The 18,410-nt window shown below is 64.3% G+C and carries 19 protein-coding genes; 10 read left to right on the top strand and 9 right to left on the bottom strand.

What is annotated here, in order from left to right; translation table 11 throughout:
• The first annotated feature begins 109 nt into the window (after positions 1–109).
• The 5 genes from E4P09_RS11485 to E4P09_RS11465 all read left to right on the top strand — a co-directional run bounded on the left by E4P09_RS11485 (position 110) and on the right by E4P09_RS11465 (position 5,393).
• Positions 110–700, top strand: a complete 591-nt coding sequence (locus tag E4P09_RS11485) for a DUF1285 domain-containing protein (RefSeq protein ID WP_137390282.1) — start codon at positions 110–112, stop codon at positions 698–700.
• 101 nt (positions 701–801) lie between these two features.
• Positions 802–1,377 (top strand): CoA pyrophosphatase, encoded by a 576-nt coding sequence (locus E4P09_RS11480; RefSeq protein WP_137390281.1) that lies wholly within the window; start codon positions 802–804, stop codon positions 1,375–1,377.
• A 3-nt stretch (positions 1,378–1,380) separates the two neighbouring features.
• Positions 1,381–2,631, top strand: a complete 1,251-nt coding sequence (locus E4P09_RS11475; RefSeq protein ID WP_137389733.1) for a CCA tRNA nucleotidyltransferase — start codon at positions 1,381–1,383, stop codon at positions 2,629–2,631.
• Positions 2,632–2,718: 87 nt separating this feature from the next.
• Complete coding sequence (locus tag E4P09_RS11470) at positions 2,719–5,043, top strand: xanthine dehydrogenase family protein molybdopterin-binding subunit (RefSeq protein WP_239025140.1); 2,325 nt, start codon at positions 2,719–2,721, stop codon at positions 5,041–5,043.
• Positions 5,043–5,393 (top strand): cupin domain-containing protein, encoded by a 351-nt coding sequence (locus E4P09_RS11465; protein ID WP_137389732.1) that lies wholly within the window; start codon positions 5,043–5,045, stop codon positions 5,391–5,393. Before E4P09_RS11470 ends, E4P09_RS11465 begins: the two co-directional genes overlap by 1 nt.
• Before the next feature lie 103 nt (positions 5,394–5,496).
• On the opposite strand, the gene E4P09_RS11460 is transcribed toward E4P09_RS11465, so the two are convergent.
• The 6 genes from E4P09_RS11460 to lgt form a co-directional block, all read right to left on the bottom strand.
• Positions 5,497–6,351 (bottom strand): transglycosylase SLT domain-containing protein, encoded by an 855-nt coding sequence (locus E4P09_RS11460; protein ID WP_137389731.1) that lies wholly within the window; start codon positions 6,349–6,351, stop codon positions 5,497–5,499.
• Between the two features lie 320 nt (positions 6,352–6,671).
• The gene (locus E4P09_RS11455) at positions 6,672–7,604 is read right to left on the bottom strand and encodes a ribose-phosphate pyrophosphokinase (protein ID WP_137389730.1); all 933 of its coding nucleotides are present in this window, start codon (positions 7,602–7,604) and stop codon (positions 6,672–6,674) included.
• 168 nt (positions 7,605–7,772) lie between these two features.
• Positions 7,773–9,005, bottom strand: coding sequence for a hypothetical protein (locus tag E4P09_RS11450; protein ID WP_137389729.1), 1,233 nt, complete (start codon positions 9,003–9,005; stop codon positions 7,773–7,775).
• 131 nt (positions 9,006–9,136) lie between these two features.
• Positions 9,137–9,934 (bottom strand): peptidoglycan editing factor PgeF, encoded by a 798-nt coding sequence (pgeF, locus tag E4P09_RS11445; protein WP_137389728.1) that lies wholly within the window; start codon positions 9,932–9,934, stop codon positions 9,137–9,139.
• 9 nt (positions 9,935–9,943) lie between these two features.
• The gene (locus tag E4P09_RS11440) at positions 9,944–11,083 is read right to left on the bottom strand and encodes a class I SAM-dependent methyltransferase (protein WP_239025139.1); all 1,140 of its coding nucleotides are present in this window, start codon (positions 11,081–11,083) and stop codon (positions 9,944–9,946) included.
• Entirely contained in the window at positions 11,032–11,865 is an 834-nt protein-coding gene (gene lgt / locus E4P09_RS11435; RefSeq protein ID WP_137389727.1) for a prolipoprotein diacylglyceryl transferase, read from the bottom strand. The genes E4P09_RS11440 and lgt overlap by 52 nt, the downstream gene beginning before the upstream one ends.
• Before the next feature lie 226 nt (positions 11,866–12,091).
• On the opposite strand from lgt, the gene E4P09_RS11430 reads away from it, so the two are divergent.
• From E4P09_RS11430 to E4P09_RS11410, 5 genes are all read left to right on the top strand, one after another.
• Positions 12,092–12,433 carry an accessory factor UbiK family protein gene (locus E4P09_RS11430; protein WP_137389726.1) on the top strand — a complete coding sequence of 114 codons (342 nt, stop codon included), beginning with the start codon at positions 12,092–12,094 and terminating at the stop codon, positions 12,431–12,433.
• A 235-nt stretch (positions 12,434–12,668) separates the two neighbouring features.
• Complete coding sequence (locus E4P09_RS11425; RefSeq protein WP_137389725.1) at positions 12,669–13,169, top strand: type III secretion system chaperone family protein; 501 nt, start codon at positions 12,669–12,671, stop codon at positions 13,167–13,169.
• A 134-nt stretch (positions 13,170–13,303) separates the two neighbouring features.
• On the top strand, positions 13,304–14,119 hold the full coding sequence (proC, locus tag E4P09_RS11420) for a pyrroline-5-carboxylate reductase (RefSeq protein ID WP_137389724.1): 816 nt from the start codon (positions 13,304–13,306) through the stop codon (positions 14,117–14,119).
• A gap of 292 nt (positions 14,120–14,411) precedes the next feature.
• A complete protein-coding gene (locus E4P09_RS11415) occupies positions 14,412–15,125 on the top strand; it encodes a TetR family transcriptional regulator (protein ID WP_170984375.1) in 714 nt (237 codons plus the stop codon).
• A gap of 4 nt (positions 15,126–15,129) precedes the next feature.
• Positions 15,130–15,486 carry a tRNA-binding protein gene (locus tag E4P09_RS11410; RefSeq protein ID WP_137389722.1) on the top strand — a complete coding sequence of 119 codons (357 nt, stop codon included), beginning with the start codon at positions 15,130–15,132 and terminating at the stop codon, positions 15,484–15,486.
• 18 nt (positions 15,487–15,504) lie between these two features.
• Here the strand turns inward: E4P09_RS11410 and E4P09_RS11405 are convergent, their stop codons facing one another.
• The 3 genes from E4P09_RS11405 to E4P09_RS11395 are packed head-to-tail and all read right to left on the bottom strand — an operon-like array spanning position 15,505 to position 18,094.
• Positions 15,505–16,893: an ATP-binding protein gene (locus E4P09_RS11405; protein ID WP_137389721.1), complete on the bottom strand. Its 1,389-nt coding sequence runs from the start codon at positions 16,891–16,893 to the stop codon at positions 15,505–15,507.
• A gap of 41 nt (positions 16,894–16,934) precedes the next feature.
• Positions 16,935–17,621, bottom strand: coding sequence for a response regulator transcription factor (locus E4P09_RS11400; protein ID WP_137389720.1), 687 nt, complete (start codon positions 17,619–17,621; stop codon positions 16,935–16,937).
• A 32-nt stretch (positions 17,622–17,653) separates the two neighbouring features.
• Entirely contained in the window at positions 17,654–18,094 is a 441-nt protein-coding gene (locus E4P09_RS11395) for a MarR family winged helix-turn-helix transcriptional regulator (RefSeq protein WP_428977705.1), read from the bottom strand.
• Between the last annotated feature and the right edge of the window lie 316 nt (positions 18,095–18,410).

The following is an 18,410-nucleotide window of genomic DNA, read 5'->3' as shown; positions in this document are numbered from 1 at the left end:
AAAGATTTCACAGACTGTGTCCGGAATTGAGTGTGGACCCTGACCGCGCCCGGAGAAAGGCGACTGGAATCAAATGGACGTGAGAGGTGAAAAGGTCGCGGCAATGAACATGGCGGCTGCCGGCGATGCCAGCCAGCCGATGCGCGGGCTGAAGGAAGCGAAGGCTGCCACCAAACGCGGCCTGCCGCCGGTGGACAAGTGGAACCCGGAATTCTGCGGCGACATCGACATGCGCATCGCTGCGGACGGCACCTGGTACTACATGAACTCGCCAATCGGGCGGAAGCCGCTGGTGCGGCTGTTCTCGACGCTTCTGCGCAAGGACGAGGACGGCAAGACCTATCTCATCACCCCGGTGGAGAAGGTAGGCATCACGGTCGACGATGCCCATTTCGTGGCGGTGGCCATGACCGTGGAAGGGGCGGGTGAGACGCAGGTGCTCCGCTTCACCACCAATGTGGAGGACGAGGTGATCGTGGATGATGCCCACCCCTTGCGCTTTGCACGGGAGGAGGGCACCGACGGCCTCAAGCCATACGTGCTGGTGCGCGGGCGGCTGGAGGCGCTGGTGGCACGCCCGATCTTTTATGATCTGGTGGAACGCGGCTGCACCCGCGAGGTCGAGGGTGTATCGTGGTTCGGCGTCTGGAGCTCCGGGCGCTTCTATCCCATGGCGCCGGCCGCCGAAATCGGCCTTTGATCACCGAAGAGAACAGCTGCGTGACCGAACTCGCGTCCCGTTTCACCCTGGGCGAAGTGGTGCTCCTGGCGAGACGCCGGCTGCGCCCGTTGAATGATCCGATGGCAATCGACCCCGCGCATCCTGCAGCGCGCGGCGATGGCGACCTGCAGGGTGGCTTCCGGCCGCCCGCCGACCAGGCATACCGCCCGGCGGCGGTGCTGATCGGGCTGCTGGACCGGGACGGAGAGGCCAATGTGCTATTGACGCTGCGGACGGAGCACCTGTCGAGCCATGCCGGGCAGATCGCCTTTCCCGGTGGCAAGATGGAGCCGACCGATCCCGGGCCCGCGGAAACCGCACTGCGCGAGGCGGAGGAGGAGACCGGGCTTGCGCCGCGCTATGTCGACACGATCGGGCTGCTCGACCCTTATCTCACCGCGACCGGATACCGGGTGGTGCCGGTGGTGGCCGTGATCAAGCCCGGTTTCAGCCTGGCGCCGGACCCGCGCGAGGTGGCCGACGTGTTCGAGGTTCCCTTGAGCTTTCTCATGAACCCGGCCAACCACCAGCGGCACGAGCGGATGTGGAAGGGTGAGCTGCGGCGCTATTACGCCATGCCCTATTTTGAGCGCTATATCTGGGGCGCGACCGCCGGCATCCTGCGCAACTTCTACGACCGGCTCTACGGGACTTAAGCCATGACGCCTCCGGTGCTTTCACCGCAAGACCATCCCTGGCTGAGGGATGAGCGCTTGCAGGCGGTGTTCGACGCGCTGGAGGCGGAGAGCGGCAAAGCGCGCGTGGTGGGGGGGGCCATCCGCAATGCACTTTTCGGCGAGCCGGTGGTGGATGTGGACCTTGCCACAACGGAAACACCGGAGCGGGTCATCGACCTGGGCATGCGGGCGGGCCTGCGCAGCGTGCCCACGGGCGTGGCGCATGGAACGGTCACGGTGATTGCGACGTCTGGCGACGGGCCAAAGGCCTTCGAGGTCACCACCCTACGGCGCGACGTTGCCACCGATGGCCGGCATGCGGAGGTGGCTTTCACCGACGACTGGGCGCAGGATGCGGCCCGGCGCGACTTCACCATTAACGCCCTCTACTGCGACCGGCATGGGAAAATATACGATCCGTTAAGCATATATGAGGATTTGCTAAAAAAAAGAATCCGGTTCGTGGGCGATCCGATAGCGCGCGTCCGCGAGGATTACTTGAGGATCTTGCGGCTGTTCAGGTTCGCCGCCCGGTATGGTCCGGACGGCATTGATCCCGCAAGCCTTTCCGCCTGCGCGGCCGAACAGCAGGGCCTTGCCAGGCTCTCGCCGGAGCGGGTGCGGCAGGAATGGCTACGGCTGATCGTGGCGCCGTGGAGCCTCCCGGTGGCCGGCACCATGGGGGAGCTTGGAATTCTCGCCCATTTTCTCGGCCCGGTCATATCGGTGGAGCGCCTGAAGCGGCTTGGGAAAATAGAGTCGTTTCTGGGACTTGAGCCCGACTTCCTCCTGCGCAGCTTTAACTTGGCAGGTGGCGACAGCGCGCTCGTGATGCGGTTGAGAGACAGGTTGCGGCTCACCAATGACGAGCGGGAGCGGCTTGAGCGGCTGGTGGCGGCGGGCCCGGTGACGCCGGGCTTGCGCCCCAATGAGCGGCGGGCGGTGCTTTACCGGCTGGGTCCGCAGACCTTTCGGGATGCGGTGCTGACCGCCTGGTGCGGCGGGAATAGGCCAACCGAGGATGAGGTCTGGCGCGAGCTGTTCCTGCTGCCCGAGCAATGGCCGATTCCGAGTTTTCCTCTTCGCGGCAGCGATCTGCTGGAGCGCGGCATCAAGCCCGGCCCCGAGTTCGGCGGCTTGCTCCGCGCGCTGGAGGACTGGTGGATCGCATCCGACTTCGCGGAGAGCCGGGACGAATTGCTCGCACGCATAGGTGCTTTGCGCCAGGGTTGACGTTTCATTGGCGTAAGACCCTTGACCGCCGATAGGTCGAAGCGCGAACCTTTGATGTCTGGACAGATCCACGCCAGGAGCTTCATCTTGAAATTCGCAGTCGGACAAGCGGTGCGCCGCCGCGAGGACGAGCGCTTCCTGAAAGGCGCCGGGCGCTATCTCGACGATATGGTGCTGCCGGACATGGTCCATGCCGCGGTGGTGCGCTCTCCGCACGCGCACGCACGCATTCGCGGCATTGATTTGGGCGATGCCCTTGCCGCGCCGGGTGTGGTCGCGATTTACACTGCCGCGGATGTGCAGGCGGCCGGCTTGGGCATCCTGCCGACCGTTACCGGCATCAGCGGGGTGGACAAGGACGGCATCCGCCATCCGCCCCGTTATGCTCTGACCGGCGGTGTGGTGAAACATGTGGGCGACCCGGTGGCCTTCGTGGTCGCCGGAACGCGCCAGCAGGCCCGCGATGCGGCCGACCGGGTGATCGTTGAATACGAGGACCTGCCGGCGGTGACCTCGACGGCGCGAGCGCTCGATGCGGATGCGCCGCTGGTCTGGCCGGAGTTCGGCACCAACCGCTGCTATCGGTTCCACAAGGGCGATCGGGCGGCGACGGATGAAGCCTTTGCCCGGGCGGCGCGGGTGGTCAGCCTCGACCTGGTCAACAATCGCTTGGCGCCGGCGGCCATCGAGCCGCGGTGTGCGATCGGCGAGTGGGACGAAGCAGCGGAACAGTACGTGCTGTACGTGTCGGGCCAAGCCGTGCACAGCCAGCAGAGCCAGATGGCCGGCCATGTGTTCAAGACCGATCTGTATCGGATCCGGGTGGTGGCGCCGGATGTGGGCGGCGGTTTCGGCGGCAAGAACTTCGTCTATCCCGAGAACGTGATGGTGATGTTCGCGGCCCGGCAGCTCGGGCGGCCCGTCAAATGGGTAGCCGACCGGGCCGAGAATTTCATGGCCGAGATCCACGGCCGTGACCACGTGACCCATGCGGAGCTGGCGCTGGACGAGACTGCGAAGATCCTGGGCCTCAGGGTCAAGACCATGGCCAATATGGGCGCCTATCTCTCAAGCTTCGGCCCCTATATCCCGGCGGTGTCGATGATGCGGCCCACGGGCGGCAACTATGCCATTCCGGCCATCGATCTCGAGGTGCATGCGGTGTTCACCAACACCGTGCCGGTCGATGCCTATCGCGGCGCCGGCCGGCCGGAGGCGGCCTATGTGATCGAGCGGCTGATGGACGTGGCGGCATTCGATCTGGGCATGGCACCGGAGGAGCTGCGGCGGCGCAATTTCATCAGCACCTATCCCTATACGACCGCACTCGGTTCGGTGATCGACTCCGGCGATTTCCAGGGCACGCTCGATCAGGCTCTGGCGCTGATCGATTGGAACGGCTTTCCCGCGCGCAAGCAGGCCTTGCGCGCGGCAGGCAGGCTGCGCGGCCGCGGCATCGGCAGCTATCTGGAAATGGCGGTGGGGAACTCCAGCGAAGAGCCGGAGATCCGTTTCGATGAGGACGGAGGGGTGACCGTGCTGGTGGGCACCCATTCGACCGGCCAGGGCCACGAGACGGCCTTCGTGCAGATCATCTCGACCGAGCTCGGCATTCCAGCGGAGAAGATCCGCTATGTGCAGGGCGACACTAACCTTATCCCGACGGGCGGCGGCCACGGGGGCTCCCGCTCGCTCGTTCTGGGCGGCAGCGCCGTTTACCTCACCGCCGGGGAGATCCGCGAGAAGGCGCGGCTTGCCGCCTCGCATCTGCTGGAGGCAGGGGTTGGAGACCTGGTGTTCGAGGACGGGCGCTTCACCATCGCCGGCACTGACCGCTCGATCCATATCCTCGATATCGAGCGGCAGTTGCGTTCGGCCGAGCGGTTGCCCGAGGGGGTGCCATCCACGCTGACCACGCGCATCCGCTATGACGGCAAGGCCGTGAACTTTCCCAATGGCTGCCACATCTGCGAGGTGGAGATCGAGCCGGATACCGGGCGGGTGCTGGTCGACCGCTATGTGGTGGTGGACGATTTCGGCCGCATCGTGAATCCGCTGATCGCGGCCGGCCAAGTGGTCGGAGGGTCAGTGCAGGGGATCGGCCAGGCCTTGCTCGAAGAGATCCGCTACGACCACGAGGCCGGACAGCTCCTCTCCGGAAGCTTCATGGATTACGGCATACCGCGGGCCGACGATGTCTCGGACTTGGCGGTGGCCTTCAACGAATCCGCACCGACGCCGACCAATCCGCTGGGGGTCAAGGGCGCGGGTGAGGCAGGCGCCACCGGTGCGCCGCCGGCGGTGGCCAATGCGGTCATGGATGCGCTAAAGGAATTCGGCATCCGTCATCTCGACATGCCGCTGACCCCGGAAAAGGTCTGGCGCGCCATTCACATGAAGGACAATCACTGATGCAGTTGATCAAGCTCGAACGGACGGGACCGAACGCGCCGACGCCGGAGCCGGGGAGGCCGGCCAAGGTCATCGCCGGAGATCCAACCACTACCACCTGGAACGTGGTGGACGACAGGGACGGCGAGCTGGTCGCGGGGTTCTGGGAGGCGCAGCCGGGGAAGTGGTCCTTTACCTGCGAGGCTTGGGAATTCTGCCATATCATCTCGGGCGAGGTGACGATCACGGCGAACGGACAGGCGACCACGCTACGCGAAGGCGATGCGTTCGTGATGCGGCCAGGCCTCGAATGCACGTGGGAGGTGACCCGCACCGTGCTCAAGCACTATGTGATCGTCGGGGACGCGTAGGGGCGGAATTCCCGCAGCGCGGCTCGGGGCTATCGGCACCCCACCCGGCCGCCTCACGGCGGCCGCCCTCCCCTGGAACCAGGGGAGGGATCGTTGCGCGGCATCAGTTGCTCGCGATGTGATCGTTGACGAACCGCACATAGCGGCGGGTATAGCCGATCGACTTCCAGGACCACATGTTGCCCGGTCCGGCATTGTAGCAGCCGATGGTTGCGGCGACGTTCTGCTTGGCCTTTTCGTGGCACATGCTGAGATAGTGGGTGCCCAGGCGAATGTTGTTCTCCGGCACCTCCAGCCATTTAATGAGCGCGGCTCCGGACAAGTTCGCAGCCGCAAGGCCCTTCTCCCGCGCGATGCCGCGTGCCGTTGACGGCAGAAGCTGCATGAGGCCGACTTCGCCCCGGCTCCCACGTGCCTTGGGATTGTAACGGCTTTCCCTGGTGATCACGGCATCGATCAGGGCCAGCGGCAGGCCCGCCGGCTTGATGCGGCCGGCAACCGGCAGGAACTGGGCACGGCGGGCGCTCAGGCCATCGGGCGCGGCTTTCTCCGCCTTCTCAGTGGATTGATCGGTCTTGGCTGAGGGTGCATCCTTGGTGTTGAGAGACGATTTTCCGGATGCGGGCTTGGCGGAGGCTGTCTGCGCCTTGCTCTTGGCGTGTTTCGCGGTGGATTTGGACTTGGCCTTAGGCCGGGTCTTCGGCGCGGCCGTCGACTTGCGCGCTGCGGCAAGGATGAGCTTGGGCCCGTCACCCGCGGCGGTCGCGACTGCCGGCTTGGGGCGGCCCGGAGGCGTTTCCGTGGCGGCTGCGGAACGGGGTGCAACGGTCAGCTGGATTCCGCCGATGAAATTCTGCTGCCATTTCGAGGAGCCAAACTGATCAGCCCTCGCGATTGATGCGCCTATGCCAGTAAAGAAGATAATCGCGGTGAGGGCAAAGATTGCTCGTGAAAGCATACAGCTTTTCTCCCAGGTATTGGAGCGCTGGCAGAGCAATCCGCGCAGTTAAGCTTACCGCGCAGCCCGGATATATCGGATTTCCCAAAATGAAACCTTCTGCCCCGCTCGGAGTTATTTAGCAGTTTTACGTCGGGGCGACGAATTGATGGGCTGATGCGGCGAGAGCACGACGACAATGAGGATTTTTACGGGCGTGCTTAGGATGAATATCCCAACCTGGGGGTGCTAAGAGTGAAAATTCCTTCACTAACAGTCAGTTATGGCTAAATGTGAACGCCTCGCATTTGCCATAATCGTTAACCCGTTGGCTTATTTTTTCAATCGAATAGGCTGGAAACCGATTCTTCCCGGGCCGTTCGTGCCACGGCTTCGCCCAAAAGCGGAGCGATGGTGATCACCCGCATATTACGCGACACGCGGACGGCTTCGGTTGCCTGGATGGTATCGGTGATCACCAGCTGTTTGAGGGCAGATGAGCCGACGCGGGCGACAGCCCCGCCGCTCAGCACCCCGTGGGTGATATAGGCGGACACCTCCTTGGCCCCCCGCTCCATGAGCGCTTCGGCCGCGTTGCAGAGAGTGCCGCCGGAATCGACAATGTCGTCGAACAGGATGCAGATCCGGTCCTCGACGTCGCCGATGATGTTCATAACCTCGGATTCGCCCGGCCGGTCGCGTCGCTTGTCGACGATGGCCAGCGGGGCATTGATGCGCTTGGCAAGGCCGCGGGCACGCACCACGCCGCCCACGTCGGGCGAGACCACCGTGATCTGGCTGACGTCGAACCGCTCGACAATGTCGCGCACCATTACGGGCGCGGCGAAGAGGTTGTCGGTCGGGATGTCGAAAAAACCCTGGATCTGACCGGCATGGAGATCCACGGTTAGCACGCGGTCGGCGCCGGCGCGGGTGATCATATTGGCAACGAGCTTGGCGGAGATCGGCGTGCGCGGGCCCGGCTTGCGGTCCTGCCTGGCATAGCCGAAATAGGGGATGACCGCCGTTATGCGCTGTGCAGAGGCGCGGCGGAGGGCATCGATGATGATCAGCAGTTCCATCAGATTGTCATTCGCCGGGAATGACGTGGACTGGATCACGAAAACGTCTTCGCCGCGGACGTTCTCCTGGATTTCGACGAACACCTCCATGTCAGCAAACCGCCGCACCACGCATTTGGTGAGCGGCAGCTGAAGATAGGCCGCGATGGCTTCGGCAAGAGGGCGATTGGCGTTACCCGCGACCAGCTTCATGAGGAATATCCCAGAGAAGGGCTCAACCAGGATGAGTGGTGAGCGGGCTCTATAACAACCGCTCTTCTGGCTGTAAACTCCGCACAGCCCGGACTGCCGTCACCATAGCACCAATCCCGCGCACACGCTGCGGCGGCGGGGCCTGGGCTGGCCCGCCGAAGGGCGCGGCTAGCGCAACTTGTTCACCAGCTCGAAGATGCCGATGCTGGCTGCTTCCGCGGCATAGTCAGCCGTCAGTCCCCATTTGCCGTCAAGCGAGCCCGCCGGCACCTGGTTGGCCTGCTTGATCGAGCCGAGCACCTTGCCGCCCGGGTCCTTCACCGTCCATTCCAGCGATACCTGCTGGGCGCCGCCGGCAGGTGGGGCAACGCCGACCTGTCCCTGGATCACCAATGTGTCGTCGCCGGGGGCATCCTTCAGCGGCCAGCCGGCGGATCTCAGGATCTTGCGGAGCGAGGCAGCCAAAGCATGGTTGCCATCGCCCGGGGCACCGGTGACCGCGGCGACGGCAACGCTGCGGATGGCCTTCTGCCCGGGTTGGCTTGGTTTCGTCTCCGGTGCTGGCTGTCCCGCATCAGGCACCTTGGCGATCTGTTGCTGCTGTGACGCGTCTGGCCCCTGGATGGTTTCGCCTACGGTCTCTGGAGGCGGAGCCGCCAGACTGGGCAGACCGGCAGCCGCAAGATCCTCCTCCGTAATGTCGCCGCGGGCGCGGCGCATGGCCAGCTCGTTCGGTCCCAGCATCGTGAGATCGATATCTTTCGCTGCTCCGGGGCCGGCGCGCACGAAAGTCTCGACCGGTGGCGGCAGGCCAGCGGTCTGGGTGAAATAGCCGCGCTCGCCGAAATAGGACGACAGGCTTTCGGCCATGTGAGTCGCCACCCGCCTCAGCATGAAGCCGTCAACCTTGCCCCAGCTTCCTTCGGCGGGATTGGGAGGTGGCGGGGGCGGGGTGGTGCCGGGCTTCGGCGTGGCGACGAATTCCTGGCCCGAAATCGTGCTCTTGTCCGCGCCACCGTTCCAGCCGGTTACATCCCAATTCCAGCTGACGGCGGTGCGCCCATCGACCTCGCGCGCGGACACCACCCCGGATAGGCCGTAGATGCCTTGGCCCGGAGCCGCATTCACCAGGGCGATCTGCCGGCGAAAGGTCTCAGCCGCCAGAGCTTGCAGGAACTGTTCGTCCTTTCCCTCTGGCAGCCCGGAGAACGAGACCACCGTGACCCGCGGCCAATCCGCAGCATCCTGCGGCGCCGCCAGCGCATTCACATCCTTGGCGAAAGGCTGCTGCCCTCCGGCGCACCCGGCCAGCCAGAAGGCCGCGAGCAGCAGCGCCATTCCGGCGGCAAGCCGATTGAGAACGCGGCCTGAGCCAAACATCTGCCGCTGACCGACTGTCAAACGATCCCCTTCTCCAGAGCCTGGGCGTTAATGCCTACGCCCAAGCTGACCCGGCTGAATAGTTCACGCAACCGACGATTTTATGGCCTCGCCGGACGGTCATGCGCCATGGCACGATGGCCACACCTGACTTACGCGGGCCGGTCCTGGCCGACGAAGACTTGCGGGCCCAGGGTGATGGCGGACAGCTGCCGGCCATAGTCGGGCTCGCCCCGGTGGGTGGCGCGCCGGAAGCTATAGAAATGCTCCTCATCCCGATAGGTGCAGCGGTCGATGCGCTCAACCGACGCGATGCCGGCCCTTCGCAGCCGATCCTCAACATAGGCGGGCAGATCGAGCATGTGGTGGCCATCTCGGCCAGACTGCCTGAAGAACCGGGCATTCTCGGCGGAGGCATCGACGAAGGCCTGGTATCGTTCCGGGCCAACTTCATAGGATTTGCCGGAGATGGCCGGGCCGACGGCGGCGCAGATGTCTTCGCGCCGGGCGCCAAGGGCGATCATCGCATCGATGGTATTGTCGGTAACGCCGTTCAGCGCCCCTTGCCAACCGGCATGGGCTGCGCCGACCACCCGGCCCCCGCGGTCGGCGAACAGCACGGGGACGCAGTCGGCGGTGGTCACGGCCAGAGCGATGTGCGGCCGGTTCGTCACAAGGGCATCACCACGCGGCAATCCGGTGGTGCCCCAGGGTTCCGTAACCGTAATGACGTCGGCGCTGTGATGCTGATAGGCGGTGATCAGCTCGTGCGGCAGAAGGCCCAGCGAAGTTGCCACGATCTCCCGGTTGCGCAGCACGGTCTCGCGGTCGTCGCCGGAGCCCAGGCCGCAGTTCATGGTGGCGTAGATGCCCTTGGAAAAGCCGCCGATCCGGGTGAAGAAGCCGTGACGGATTTCGGGGATTTTGACCAGGTTTTTCGCCTCGATCATGATGCCTCTTCACTGGAAGGGATGGGGGATGGGCAGTGTCGGGTGGCAGGCGGCGAGCACCTTGAACAGTGTGCCCATGTCCATCGGCGTTTCGTGGCCCGCCAGGCGACGGATTGCCGAATCGATTGTACTGCGCTGCTTGGCATCGGCTGATGATTTCAGCCGTTCTGCCCGTTCGGTCAAGCCCATAGCCTTGAGATAGCCGGCTTGGCTGATCGGCCCATAGGTGCAGGCGCCGGCCCGCTGCAAGGCCTGCCGCAGGATGGCGAAGTTCACGTGCGCGGTGAGATCGCTCCTGCCCGGCTGATCAAGGGGGGAGACGAAACGGTGCTGGCGCAGGGCCTGCAGCGTGTCGCCGTAGCCGCCCTCATGTCCGTAATCAATGATCAGCGCCGCGCCGCCTTCGGCTGCAAGCCGGCGGCCAATCGCCTCGGCCATGGCCATCTGCGCCTCAGAACATTCCACAATGGTGCCTTCCGGCGGGCGCTCATGGGGCAATGCGGCCGGTGGCGGCGGAGGGGCCGGCGCAAAGCCGAAGGCAAGCTGCGCGCGCTCGTTGAGCCCGACGAAACATTCTGCCCATCGACCATTGCGGAAAACATACTGCCGCACCGGGAGGGCGTCGAAAAACTCGTTGGCGACGACGATGGCCGGCCCAAGCGGCACGTTGTGCAGGTTCTCATGCCAGGCGACATGATGGCCGTCGAGGCGCGTGGCCTGGATTTGCCGAAGTGTCGGACTGGTCTCCACCAGATCGACGGCGATAGTGTTGCGGTCGAGCCCGGTCAGCCTGGACGCGACCCGCAGCAGGTCTGCCATCAGCGTGCCGCGTCCCGGCCCCAGCTCGATCAGCCGCAGCGGGATGGGGCTGGCCATCGTCTGCCAGACATGGACGCACCACACCCCGATCAGCTCGCCGAAGACCTGGCTGATCTCCGGTGCGGTGGTGAAATCGCCGGTAGCCCCGAACGGGTCGCCGCTGTTGTAATAGCCGTGAACCGGATGGCTGAGGCACAGGCTCATGTACCGATCGAGCCGGATCGGTCCCTCGGCAGCGATCATCCGCTTCAGGATGGTTTCGAGCGGTGCTTCCCTGGTCACGTGGCAGCCTGCTGCGCGGGCATGCGGAATGCGCGGATCATCAGCCATGCGCCAACCAAGACCATCGGCAGCGACAGCAGCATGCCCATGGTGGCCCAGCCGCTGAAGAGATAGCCGATCTGCGGATCGGGCATGCGGAAGAATTCGACAATGATGCGGGAAATGCCATAACCGGCGGTGAATGCGCCGGCGACAAGGCCGGGCCGGGTGAGGGCGCGCCGGCGGTAGATGAGCCACAAGATCAGGCCGAAGAGGACGAGGCCTTCCAGCACGCCCTCATAAAGCTGGCTCGGGTGGCGCGGCAGTGGCCCGCCGGTCGGGAAGACCACGCCCCAAGACACATCGGTCACCCGCCCATACAGCTCGCCATTGATGAAATTGGCGATCCGGCCCAGGAACAGCCCGATGGGCACGCCCGCCGCGGCGAGATCGAGCATGGTGAAGCCACTGACCTTGCGCCGCCAGCCGAACAGCAGCACCGCGGTGATCACGCCGAGAAAGCCGCCGTGGAACGACATGCCGCCATGCCAGAGCTTCACCGCTTCCAGCGGATCATTGGCGAAGAGCGGGAAATCATAGAACAGGACATAGCCGATCCTGCCGCCCAAGATCACGCCGAGCGCCGCCCATAGGAACATGTCGTCGATGTCGAGAGGCCGCAGCGGCGCAGCGCCGTTCCACAGATGCGGGCTGATCACCAGACGCCGCACGAACCACCAGCCGAACATGAGCCCGGCGATGTAGGCCAGCGCGTACCAGCGGATCGCCAAAGGGCCGATTTCGATCGCAACCGGATCGATCGCCGGAAAGGGGATCGCATAGAGCGGCATCTGAGACTCCAGTGCGAGCGCCGGTCGCGGCGCCTGCAAGCATGTCACGGGACCATTGGCCGGTCGGTATCGCGAAGTCAATGTGACCGGGCGCCATGGTTGCGGCCCACCTTGCTTCGACTTGAACGAAGCGCAGGACGGAACTAGATCATTGCGGATGAATACCGGCGACAGGGCGTGCGGCCAGCCGTGTGCGCCTGGAGCCCAACCAGATTAGGAACGCGAGATGACCAATCCGTCCAGCAGGATATTCGACGAGATGGCCCGAATGTTCGGGACGGCGGCAACCGCGGCGCAGAGCTTGCGCGGCGAGTTCGACACGATGATCCGGTCGCAGGCCGAACGCATTCTGAACGGCCTCGATATCGTGAAGCGGGAAGAGTTCGAGGCTGTGCGCGAAATGGCACGGCTTGCCCGCGAGGACAACGAACGGCTGCAGAGCCGGATCGCGGCGCTGGAAAAGGTCGTCGCCGATCTTCAGCCCGCGCAGGCCGCATCCCCGACGCCCGCGGCGCAGGCACGTAAACCGAGGACGCGCAGCGCCAAGCCGAAATCTGCCGAAGGCTGATTATTGTCCTGCCAGTGCGGCTTCGCGTTTGCTGTTGATGAATAAGGGCGATTAACCTATTCGGGCGTGCGGCTGTGGATCGCGGGGTCGTTTGTGGCGCTGATACCTTGCGCGATTCCACAGTCTCAGTCACCGTCTAACTGTAGCGGTTGATTTGATTCGCAGTGCGAGATCTGGTGTTCGTCTCGGATCAATCAGTGTGCTGGGTCAGATCAACAGCCTAGGGGAGAAGCTGATGGTGGCTGTTCTTACGCTCAGCAATGAGCAGATCAATCCTCTGGATACTCTCGAGCGCGTTGCTGCTGCCCATGAATGGTCGGTCGACCGCAGCGGCGAAGACGAGATCAATCTGCTGATCCAGGGCGCCTGGACAGACTTGCATATCTGCATCAACTGGCGGGACGATCTCGAGGGCCTGCATCTCGCCTGCGGCTTCGACCTCAGGGTTCCGGCCAACCGCCAGGACGAGGTTGCCAAGCTCATCGCGCTCATCAACGAGCAGCTTCTCTTCGGGCATTTCGACCTTTGGAAGAATGAGGGCACACTCATTTTCCGCAATGGATTGCTGCTGTCCGGCGGCGTGGACGTCACGGAATCTCAGTGCGAAGCGCTGATCGCCCTTGCGCTTGAGAGCTGCGAGCGCTTTTATCCAGCCTTTCAGTTCGTAGTCTGGGCTGGCCAGTCCGCAGGTGCCGCGTTGGAGGCTTGTCTGCTGGAAACTCAGGGCGAGGCGTGATCGCAGGCGCAGGACTGTCCGGTGCGGCTCGAGGGAGCACCCCTCGGGCCCGATGAGACAGAAAGGCGCTGTGCCAGATGGGGCCAAGCCGGCCGTCCGCTCCCGGATTGCGAGCCATGCAGAAGGGAGGGTGCATGAGTTTGCAAGGCAAGCTGATACTGGTTGGCGCCGGCAAGATGGGCGGAGCCATGCTTCAGGGCTGGCTCGCCCGGGGGATTGCCGCCGAGCAGATCGTGATCCTCGATCCATCGCCGGCACCGGAAATGACCGCGCTGATCGCAAGCCACAGCCTTGCGCATAATCCGCCGCTGGGCAGTATTTCCGATGTAGCCGTGCTGGTGCTGGCGGTGAAGCCGCAGATCATGGCGGACGTCCTGCCGGCGCTCAAGCCATTGGCCGAGCAGAAGCCGCTGGTGATCTCGGTGGCAGCGGGGAAGAGTATCGGATTTTTCGAGCGCACGTTCGGCGCGGATGCGGCGGTCATCCGCGCGATGCCCAATACGCCCGCGGCGATCGGGCGCGGCATCACGGTCATCGTTCCGAACGCCAATGTGTCCGCAGAGCAGGTGGCTCTTTGCGAGGAGCTTCTGTCGGCGGTTGGCGAAGTTGCAACGATTTCGGACGAGACTCTCATGGATGCCGTCACTGCCGTTTCGGGCTCCGGGCCGGCCTACGTGTTCTATCTCACGGAATGCCTGGCCGAGGCTGGCGCCAAGGCAGGTCTGCCGGCCGATTTGGCGATGACCTTGGCGCGGGCGACGGTGGCAGGCGCCGGTGAGCTGATGCGGGTGACCGGCAGTCCGGCGGCGACCTTGCGCGAGAATGTCACCTCGCCAGGCGGGACGACCGCGGCGGCGCTGGCGGTGCTCATGTCTGCGGACGGGCTGCGGCCGGTGCTCGACAGCGCTGTGGCCTCCGCCACCCGCCGCTCGCGCGAGCTTGCGGGCTGATATTTGATCGGTCGGAACGGACCGGGTCCCAATCGACTTACTCGGTAAGCGAGGCGGCCCTGGAATACTGACAGGAATTGCTATGGCCAAAGAGAGATCTGATAACGGCGACCAGAAACCCAAGCGGACCCGGAAAGGCGGATTGCGCGAAGGACGTGCCAGCGGCCGGGCCGCCCGGGCGGCGTCTGCGCGGCGCGCCGGCGAAGAGGCTCGGATGGAAGCCGAACCCTCGCCGCGCCGAGGCAGGAGGACCGAGAGAGCGCGGACGGAAGCGCAACCGGCGGGCCCGGAGATGCCGGGGAACGAGGAGCGCCGGCGTGTCATCGATGCCACGATGCGGCTGGCCGCGGATCAGGGCTGGACGGCATTGTCCATGCAGGACATCGCCCGCGAGAGCGGTGTTGCGCTGCCGCGGCTCCGCGCCCGCTATGCGACGAAGGGCGCCATTCTCGCCGATTTCATCAGGAGCATCGATCAAGCGGTTCTGACGCGTATCGAGCGCGAGGCGGCAGGTGGTGAAGCGGCAAGCCCGCGGGACCGCGTCTTCGACGTGCTGATGATGCGTCTTGAGGCGCTGGAGCCCTACAAGGCCGGACTGAAGGCGATTTTCCGGGACGTAGCCAGCACTTTCGACGGGCTGCCGGAGCTGTTCGTGACGCAGCTTAACTCCAGGCGGTGGATGCTGGCGGCCGCGGGCGTCCGCACGCATGGTCTCGACGGCGCCATGAAGGCGGCAGGCCTCGGCCTGGTCTATGGCCGGGTGCTGCGCGTATGGGTGGACGAGGAGGATCCGGGTTTGCCCAAGACCATGGCCGAGCTCGACAGACAGCTGCGTCGCGGGGCCCAGACCCTGAACCGGCTGGATGGGCCGATCGCCATGGTCGGCGCGACGATGCGGCTTGCCTGTTCCGTCGGGCAGCAAGTGCTCAACCTCGGCAAGGATTATAGGCGCGCCAGACAAGAACGGCGGCAGCAAAGGGCCGGCGAGGCGAGGGCGGCAGGTTGAGGTAATGATCGGGGGACCCGTTGCTTCTCAGATCACCTTCGATGATTTCCTGAAGGTGGACATTCGCGTGGGCACCATCGTGAGTGCCGAACCGTTTCCGCAGGCACGCAAGCCGGCCTACAAGCTGCTGATCGATTTCGGCGAGCCGATCGGCAGGAAGAAGAGCTCGGCCCAGATCACGGTTCACTACACCCTGGAGGAGCTGGTGGGCCGGAAAGTGGCCGCGGTGGTGAATTTTCCGCCGCGGCAGATCGGACCGTTCCTGTCGGAGGTGCTGACCCTCGGCTTTGCCGACACCAATGGGGACGTTGTACTCGCCAGTGTCGACAAGGACGTCCCCAACGGCAGCCGGCTATTCTGAAGCCGGCGCCGGTGATCCCTACCAGACGGGCGTCTGCACCGTCGCGCGCAAGCCGCCCATGGGGCTTTCGCTGAGCGAGATATCGCCGCCATGGCTGCGGGCGATGTCGCGCGCGATGGCCAGGCCAAGCCCGGTGCCGGTCTCATCCTGATTGCGTGCGTCGTCCAGCCGGAAGAAGGGCCGGAACACCTCCTCTCGCTTGTCGGCCGGAATGCCGGGACCGTCATCGTCGACGATTATCGTGAGATGACGGTCATCCAGGTTGGCCGAAATGGTGATGCGGTTGGCGTGTTTGGCGGCGTTGCCCACGAGATTGGAGAGGCAGCGCTTGAACGCATTGGGCTTGACGGGCGCCCAAAGCTCGTCCGGCACGGTGACGGCGACCTCGCGGCCACGCTTCTCGCCGATGCGCGCAACCGACGAGATGATGGAGGCGATATCGGCATCGATCGAGCGCTCGCCGCCATCGCCGCGCACGAAGGCCATGTAATCCTCGAGCATGCGCTGCATCTCGTCGGCATCCCGCTGCAGCTCGCGGATCTGCGGGGAATCCTCGCAGCAGGCCAGTTCCAGCTTGAAGCGGGTGAGAATGGTACGCAGGTCGTGGCTCACCCCGGCCAGCATCGCGGTGCGCTGCTCCACATGCCGCTCGATCCGTTCGCGCATGTTGTTGAAGGCTTGCGCGGCAATCTGCACTTCCGCTGCGCCCTTGGGCTGGAACGGCGGCACGTCGCGGCCCATGCCGAAGTTCTGCGCCGCTTCCGCCAGCTGCATGATCGGCCGGATCTGGTTGCGCAGGAAGATAATGGCCACGAACATCAGCACCAGCGACGAGCCGACCATCCATAGAAGGAAGATGTGGGTGTTCGAGGCATAGGCCCGGCTCTGATTGGTGAGGATCCTGAAGGTGGTGCCAGGTTCCACCTCGACCCTTATGTCCACATATCCGGAGCGGCCGACCGTATCGAGCCAGAACGGCCGTCCGACATAGCGGGCGAGATATTTCGACAGCTTCATATCGAGCAGCGAGAACAGCGGCTTGTCGGCGGGCGGCGGCAGTGGCTGGCCCTCGGCAATCGTCAGCCCGAGGTCGAGCGTGTCATTGGCGAGCTTCAGCAGGTGCTGGGTGTTGGCCGGCGTCTTCGGGTAATACTCATAGAGTTGGACCAGAAACGCGATCTCGCGGGCAACCGAGCGCGACAGCTGCTTGGTCACTCGATCCCAGTGGCGCTCCATGAAGATGAACGCCATGATCGATTGCAGCAGCACGATGGGCGTGATGATGATGATGAGCGAGCGCGGATAGAGCCGCGCCGGCAGGTGGCGCTCGAGAAACCGGTTGAAGCGCCAGTAGAATCCCGGCTCGCCGGTGCCGGCTTGGTTGTAGCCGCTGCTGACCGATACCATGGCTGCCTCTGCATCCTTCCCCGATCAGGACCGCCGTGGGGTCAGTCCGTGTACAGGATGTAGCCCGAGCCCCGCACGGTCTGCAGATAGACGGGGGTTGCCGGGTCCTTTTCGATCTTCCGCCGCAGCCGGTTGATCTGCACGTCGACGGCGCGCATGCTCTCGCCGGAGCTGCCGCCGGCGAGCTCGGCCCGGCTAATCGGCTCTCCTGGCCGTGCTGCGAACATGCGCAGGAGATCACGCTCCCGTGTCGTCAATTTGACGGTCTGCCCGTCGCGCCTGAATTCACCCCGCTGCGGGTTGAACGTGCAGGTCCCCATTGTAATCTCGGTGCGCTGCGGTGCAACCTGGATCTTTCGCCGCAAGATATTGCGGAGGCGGAGCAGGAGCTCGCGCGGCTCGAACGGCTTGGGCAGATAATCATCGCCACCGCTGGCCAAACCCTCGATGCGGTCGCCACTCTCGGAGAGCGCCGAGAGGAACAGCACAGGCACGTCCGAGTTGGCGCGCAAGGCGCGGGTGAAGTCGATGCCCGACTCGCCCGGCATCATCACATCCACCACCAGGAGATCGAATGTGAAGGACGTCATGGCGGCGCGCGCTTCTTCGGTGTTGCCGGCTGCGGTCACGCGGAAGCCATTCGTGGTCAGGAACGACTTGAGCAACTCGCGGATGCGCCGATCATCGTCGACGACGAGTATATGGGGCGCTTCGTCTCGCACTGTCATTTCCGGTATCGATCAGCACGGAGCCGACGCGGCTACCGCTCCGGCCTGATCAGGTGAGCCACATGGTCGCGGTCTTCCGGGTCGATCAGATGAAACAGCAACTTTTCGCCGCCTGAGCCGCCGTCGTCAACCGCGCTCATCGCCCGCCGGATGCGCTCGATCTGAGGCGCCAGCAGCTCCAGGCGCAGCTTGTTGCCCTTTTCGGTGAGATAGAGCAGGCGCTGGCGCCGGTCCTCTTTCCCTTCCTCCTGGTAAACATAGCCTTTCTCGATCAGCTCGCGCAGCACGCGGCCGAGGCTCTGCTTGGTGATGCGCAGGATGTCGAGCAGCTCGGCCACCCTGATGCCAGGATTGCGGCCAACAAAATGCAGGATGCGGTGATGGGCACGGCCGAAACCAAAGTCGCGCAGGATCTCGTCCGGGTCGGAGACGAAATCGCGATAGGCGAAGAACAGAAGCTCGACCAGCTTCACGACGCGCGCGTCTTCAAGGGTCGCGGGCGTTATCCCATCTATACCATTGTCGACGTGAACTATGGTAACCTCCAGCGGTTAGGGACCGGCATGCGAATTATGTCAGCCATATTGACATATTTCGCATCGATTGTTACTCGTGAAAGACGTTCTGAGAAATCTTTGTCGCATTTTCCAGGCCGAAGATGAAGTTTCGTTCCCTGGAGCCCGGCCCCCGAGGACTACGGCTGCTGTTGCTCTGCTGGAGAGCGTGAGGCTGCCGTGAGGGAATGGGGAGTGGTTGCAGGTCTGCCTCGGACCTGGCGCCGCATGATGG

It is taken from the genome of Rhodoligotrophos defluvii, from assembly GCF_005281615.1.
GTDB lineage: Bacteria > Pseudomonadota > Alphaproteobacteria > Rhizobiales > Im1 > Rhodoligotrophos > Rhodoligotrophos defluvii.
The sequence above is the reverse complement of the archived record's forward strand: the minus strand, read 5'-3'. Positions and strand labels throughout refer to the sequence as shown.

Bases quoted from the DNA above. Each gene is read 5' to 3' on its own strand.
- E4P09_RS11465 (WP_137389732.1), top strand. From the start codon at position 5,043: ATGCAGTTGATCAAGCTCGAACGGACGGGACCGAACGCGCCGACGCCG.
- E4P09_RS11415 (WP_170984375.1), top strand. From the start codon at position 14,412: ATGCCGGGGAACGAGGAGCGCCGGCGTGTCATCGATGCCACGATGCGG.
- proC (WP_137389724.1), top strand. From the start codon at position 13,304: ATGAGTTTGCAAGGCAAGCTGATACTGGTTGGCGCCGGCAAGATGGGC.
- lgt (WP_137389727.1), bottom strand. From the start codon at position 11,865: ATGCCGCTCTATGCGATCCCCTTTCCGGCGATCGATCCGGTTGCGATC.
- E4P09_RS11430 (WP_137389726.1), top strand. From the start codon at position 12,092: ATGACCAATCCGTCCAGCAGGATATTCGACGAGATGGCCCGAATGTTC.
- E4P09_RS11405 (WP_137389721.1), bottom strand. From the start codon at position 16,893: ATGGTATCGGTCAGCAGCGGCTACAACCAAGCCGGCACCGGCGAGCCG.
- pgeF (WP_137389728.1), bottom strand. From the start codon at position 9,934: ATGATCGAGGCGAAAAACCTGGTCAAAATCCCCGAAATCCGTCACGGC.
- E4P09_RS11480 (WP_137390281.1), top strand. From the start codon at position 802: ATGGCAATCGACCCCGCGCATCCTGCAGCGCGCGGCGATGGCGACCTG.
- E4P09_RS11400 (WP_137389720.1), bottom strand. From the start codon at position 17,621: ATGACAGTGCGAGACGAAGCGCCCCATATACTCGTCGTCGACGATGAT.
- E4P09_RS11485 (WP_137390282.1), top strand. From the start codon at position 110: ATGGCGGCTGCCGGCGATGCCAGCCAGCCGATGCGCGGGCTGAAGGAA.
- E4P09_RS11425 (WP_137389725.1), top strand. From the start codon at position 12,669: ATGGTGGCTGTTCTTACGCTCAGCAATGAGCAGATCAATCCTCTGGAT.
- E4P09_RS11410 (WP_137389722.1), top strand. From the start codon at position 15,130: ATGATCGGGGGACCCGTTGCTTCTCAGATCACCTTCGATGATTTCCTG.
- E4P09_RS11460 (WP_137389731.1), bottom strand. From the start codon at position 6,351: ATGCTTTCACGAGCAATCTTTGCCCTCACCGCGATTATCTTCTTTACT.
- E4P09_RS11475 (WP_137389733.1), top strand. From the start codon at position 1,381: ATGACGCCTCCGGTGCTTTCACCGCAAGACCATCCCTGGCTGAGGGAT.
- E4P09_RS11455 (WP_137389730.1), bottom strand. From the start codon at position 7,604: ATGAAGCTGGTCGCGGGTAACGCCAATCGCCCTCTTGCCGAAGCCATC.
- E4P09_RS11440 (WP_239025139.1), bottom strand. From the start codon at position 11,083: ATGGCTGATGATCCGCGCATTCCGCATGCCCGCGCAGCAGGCTGCCAC.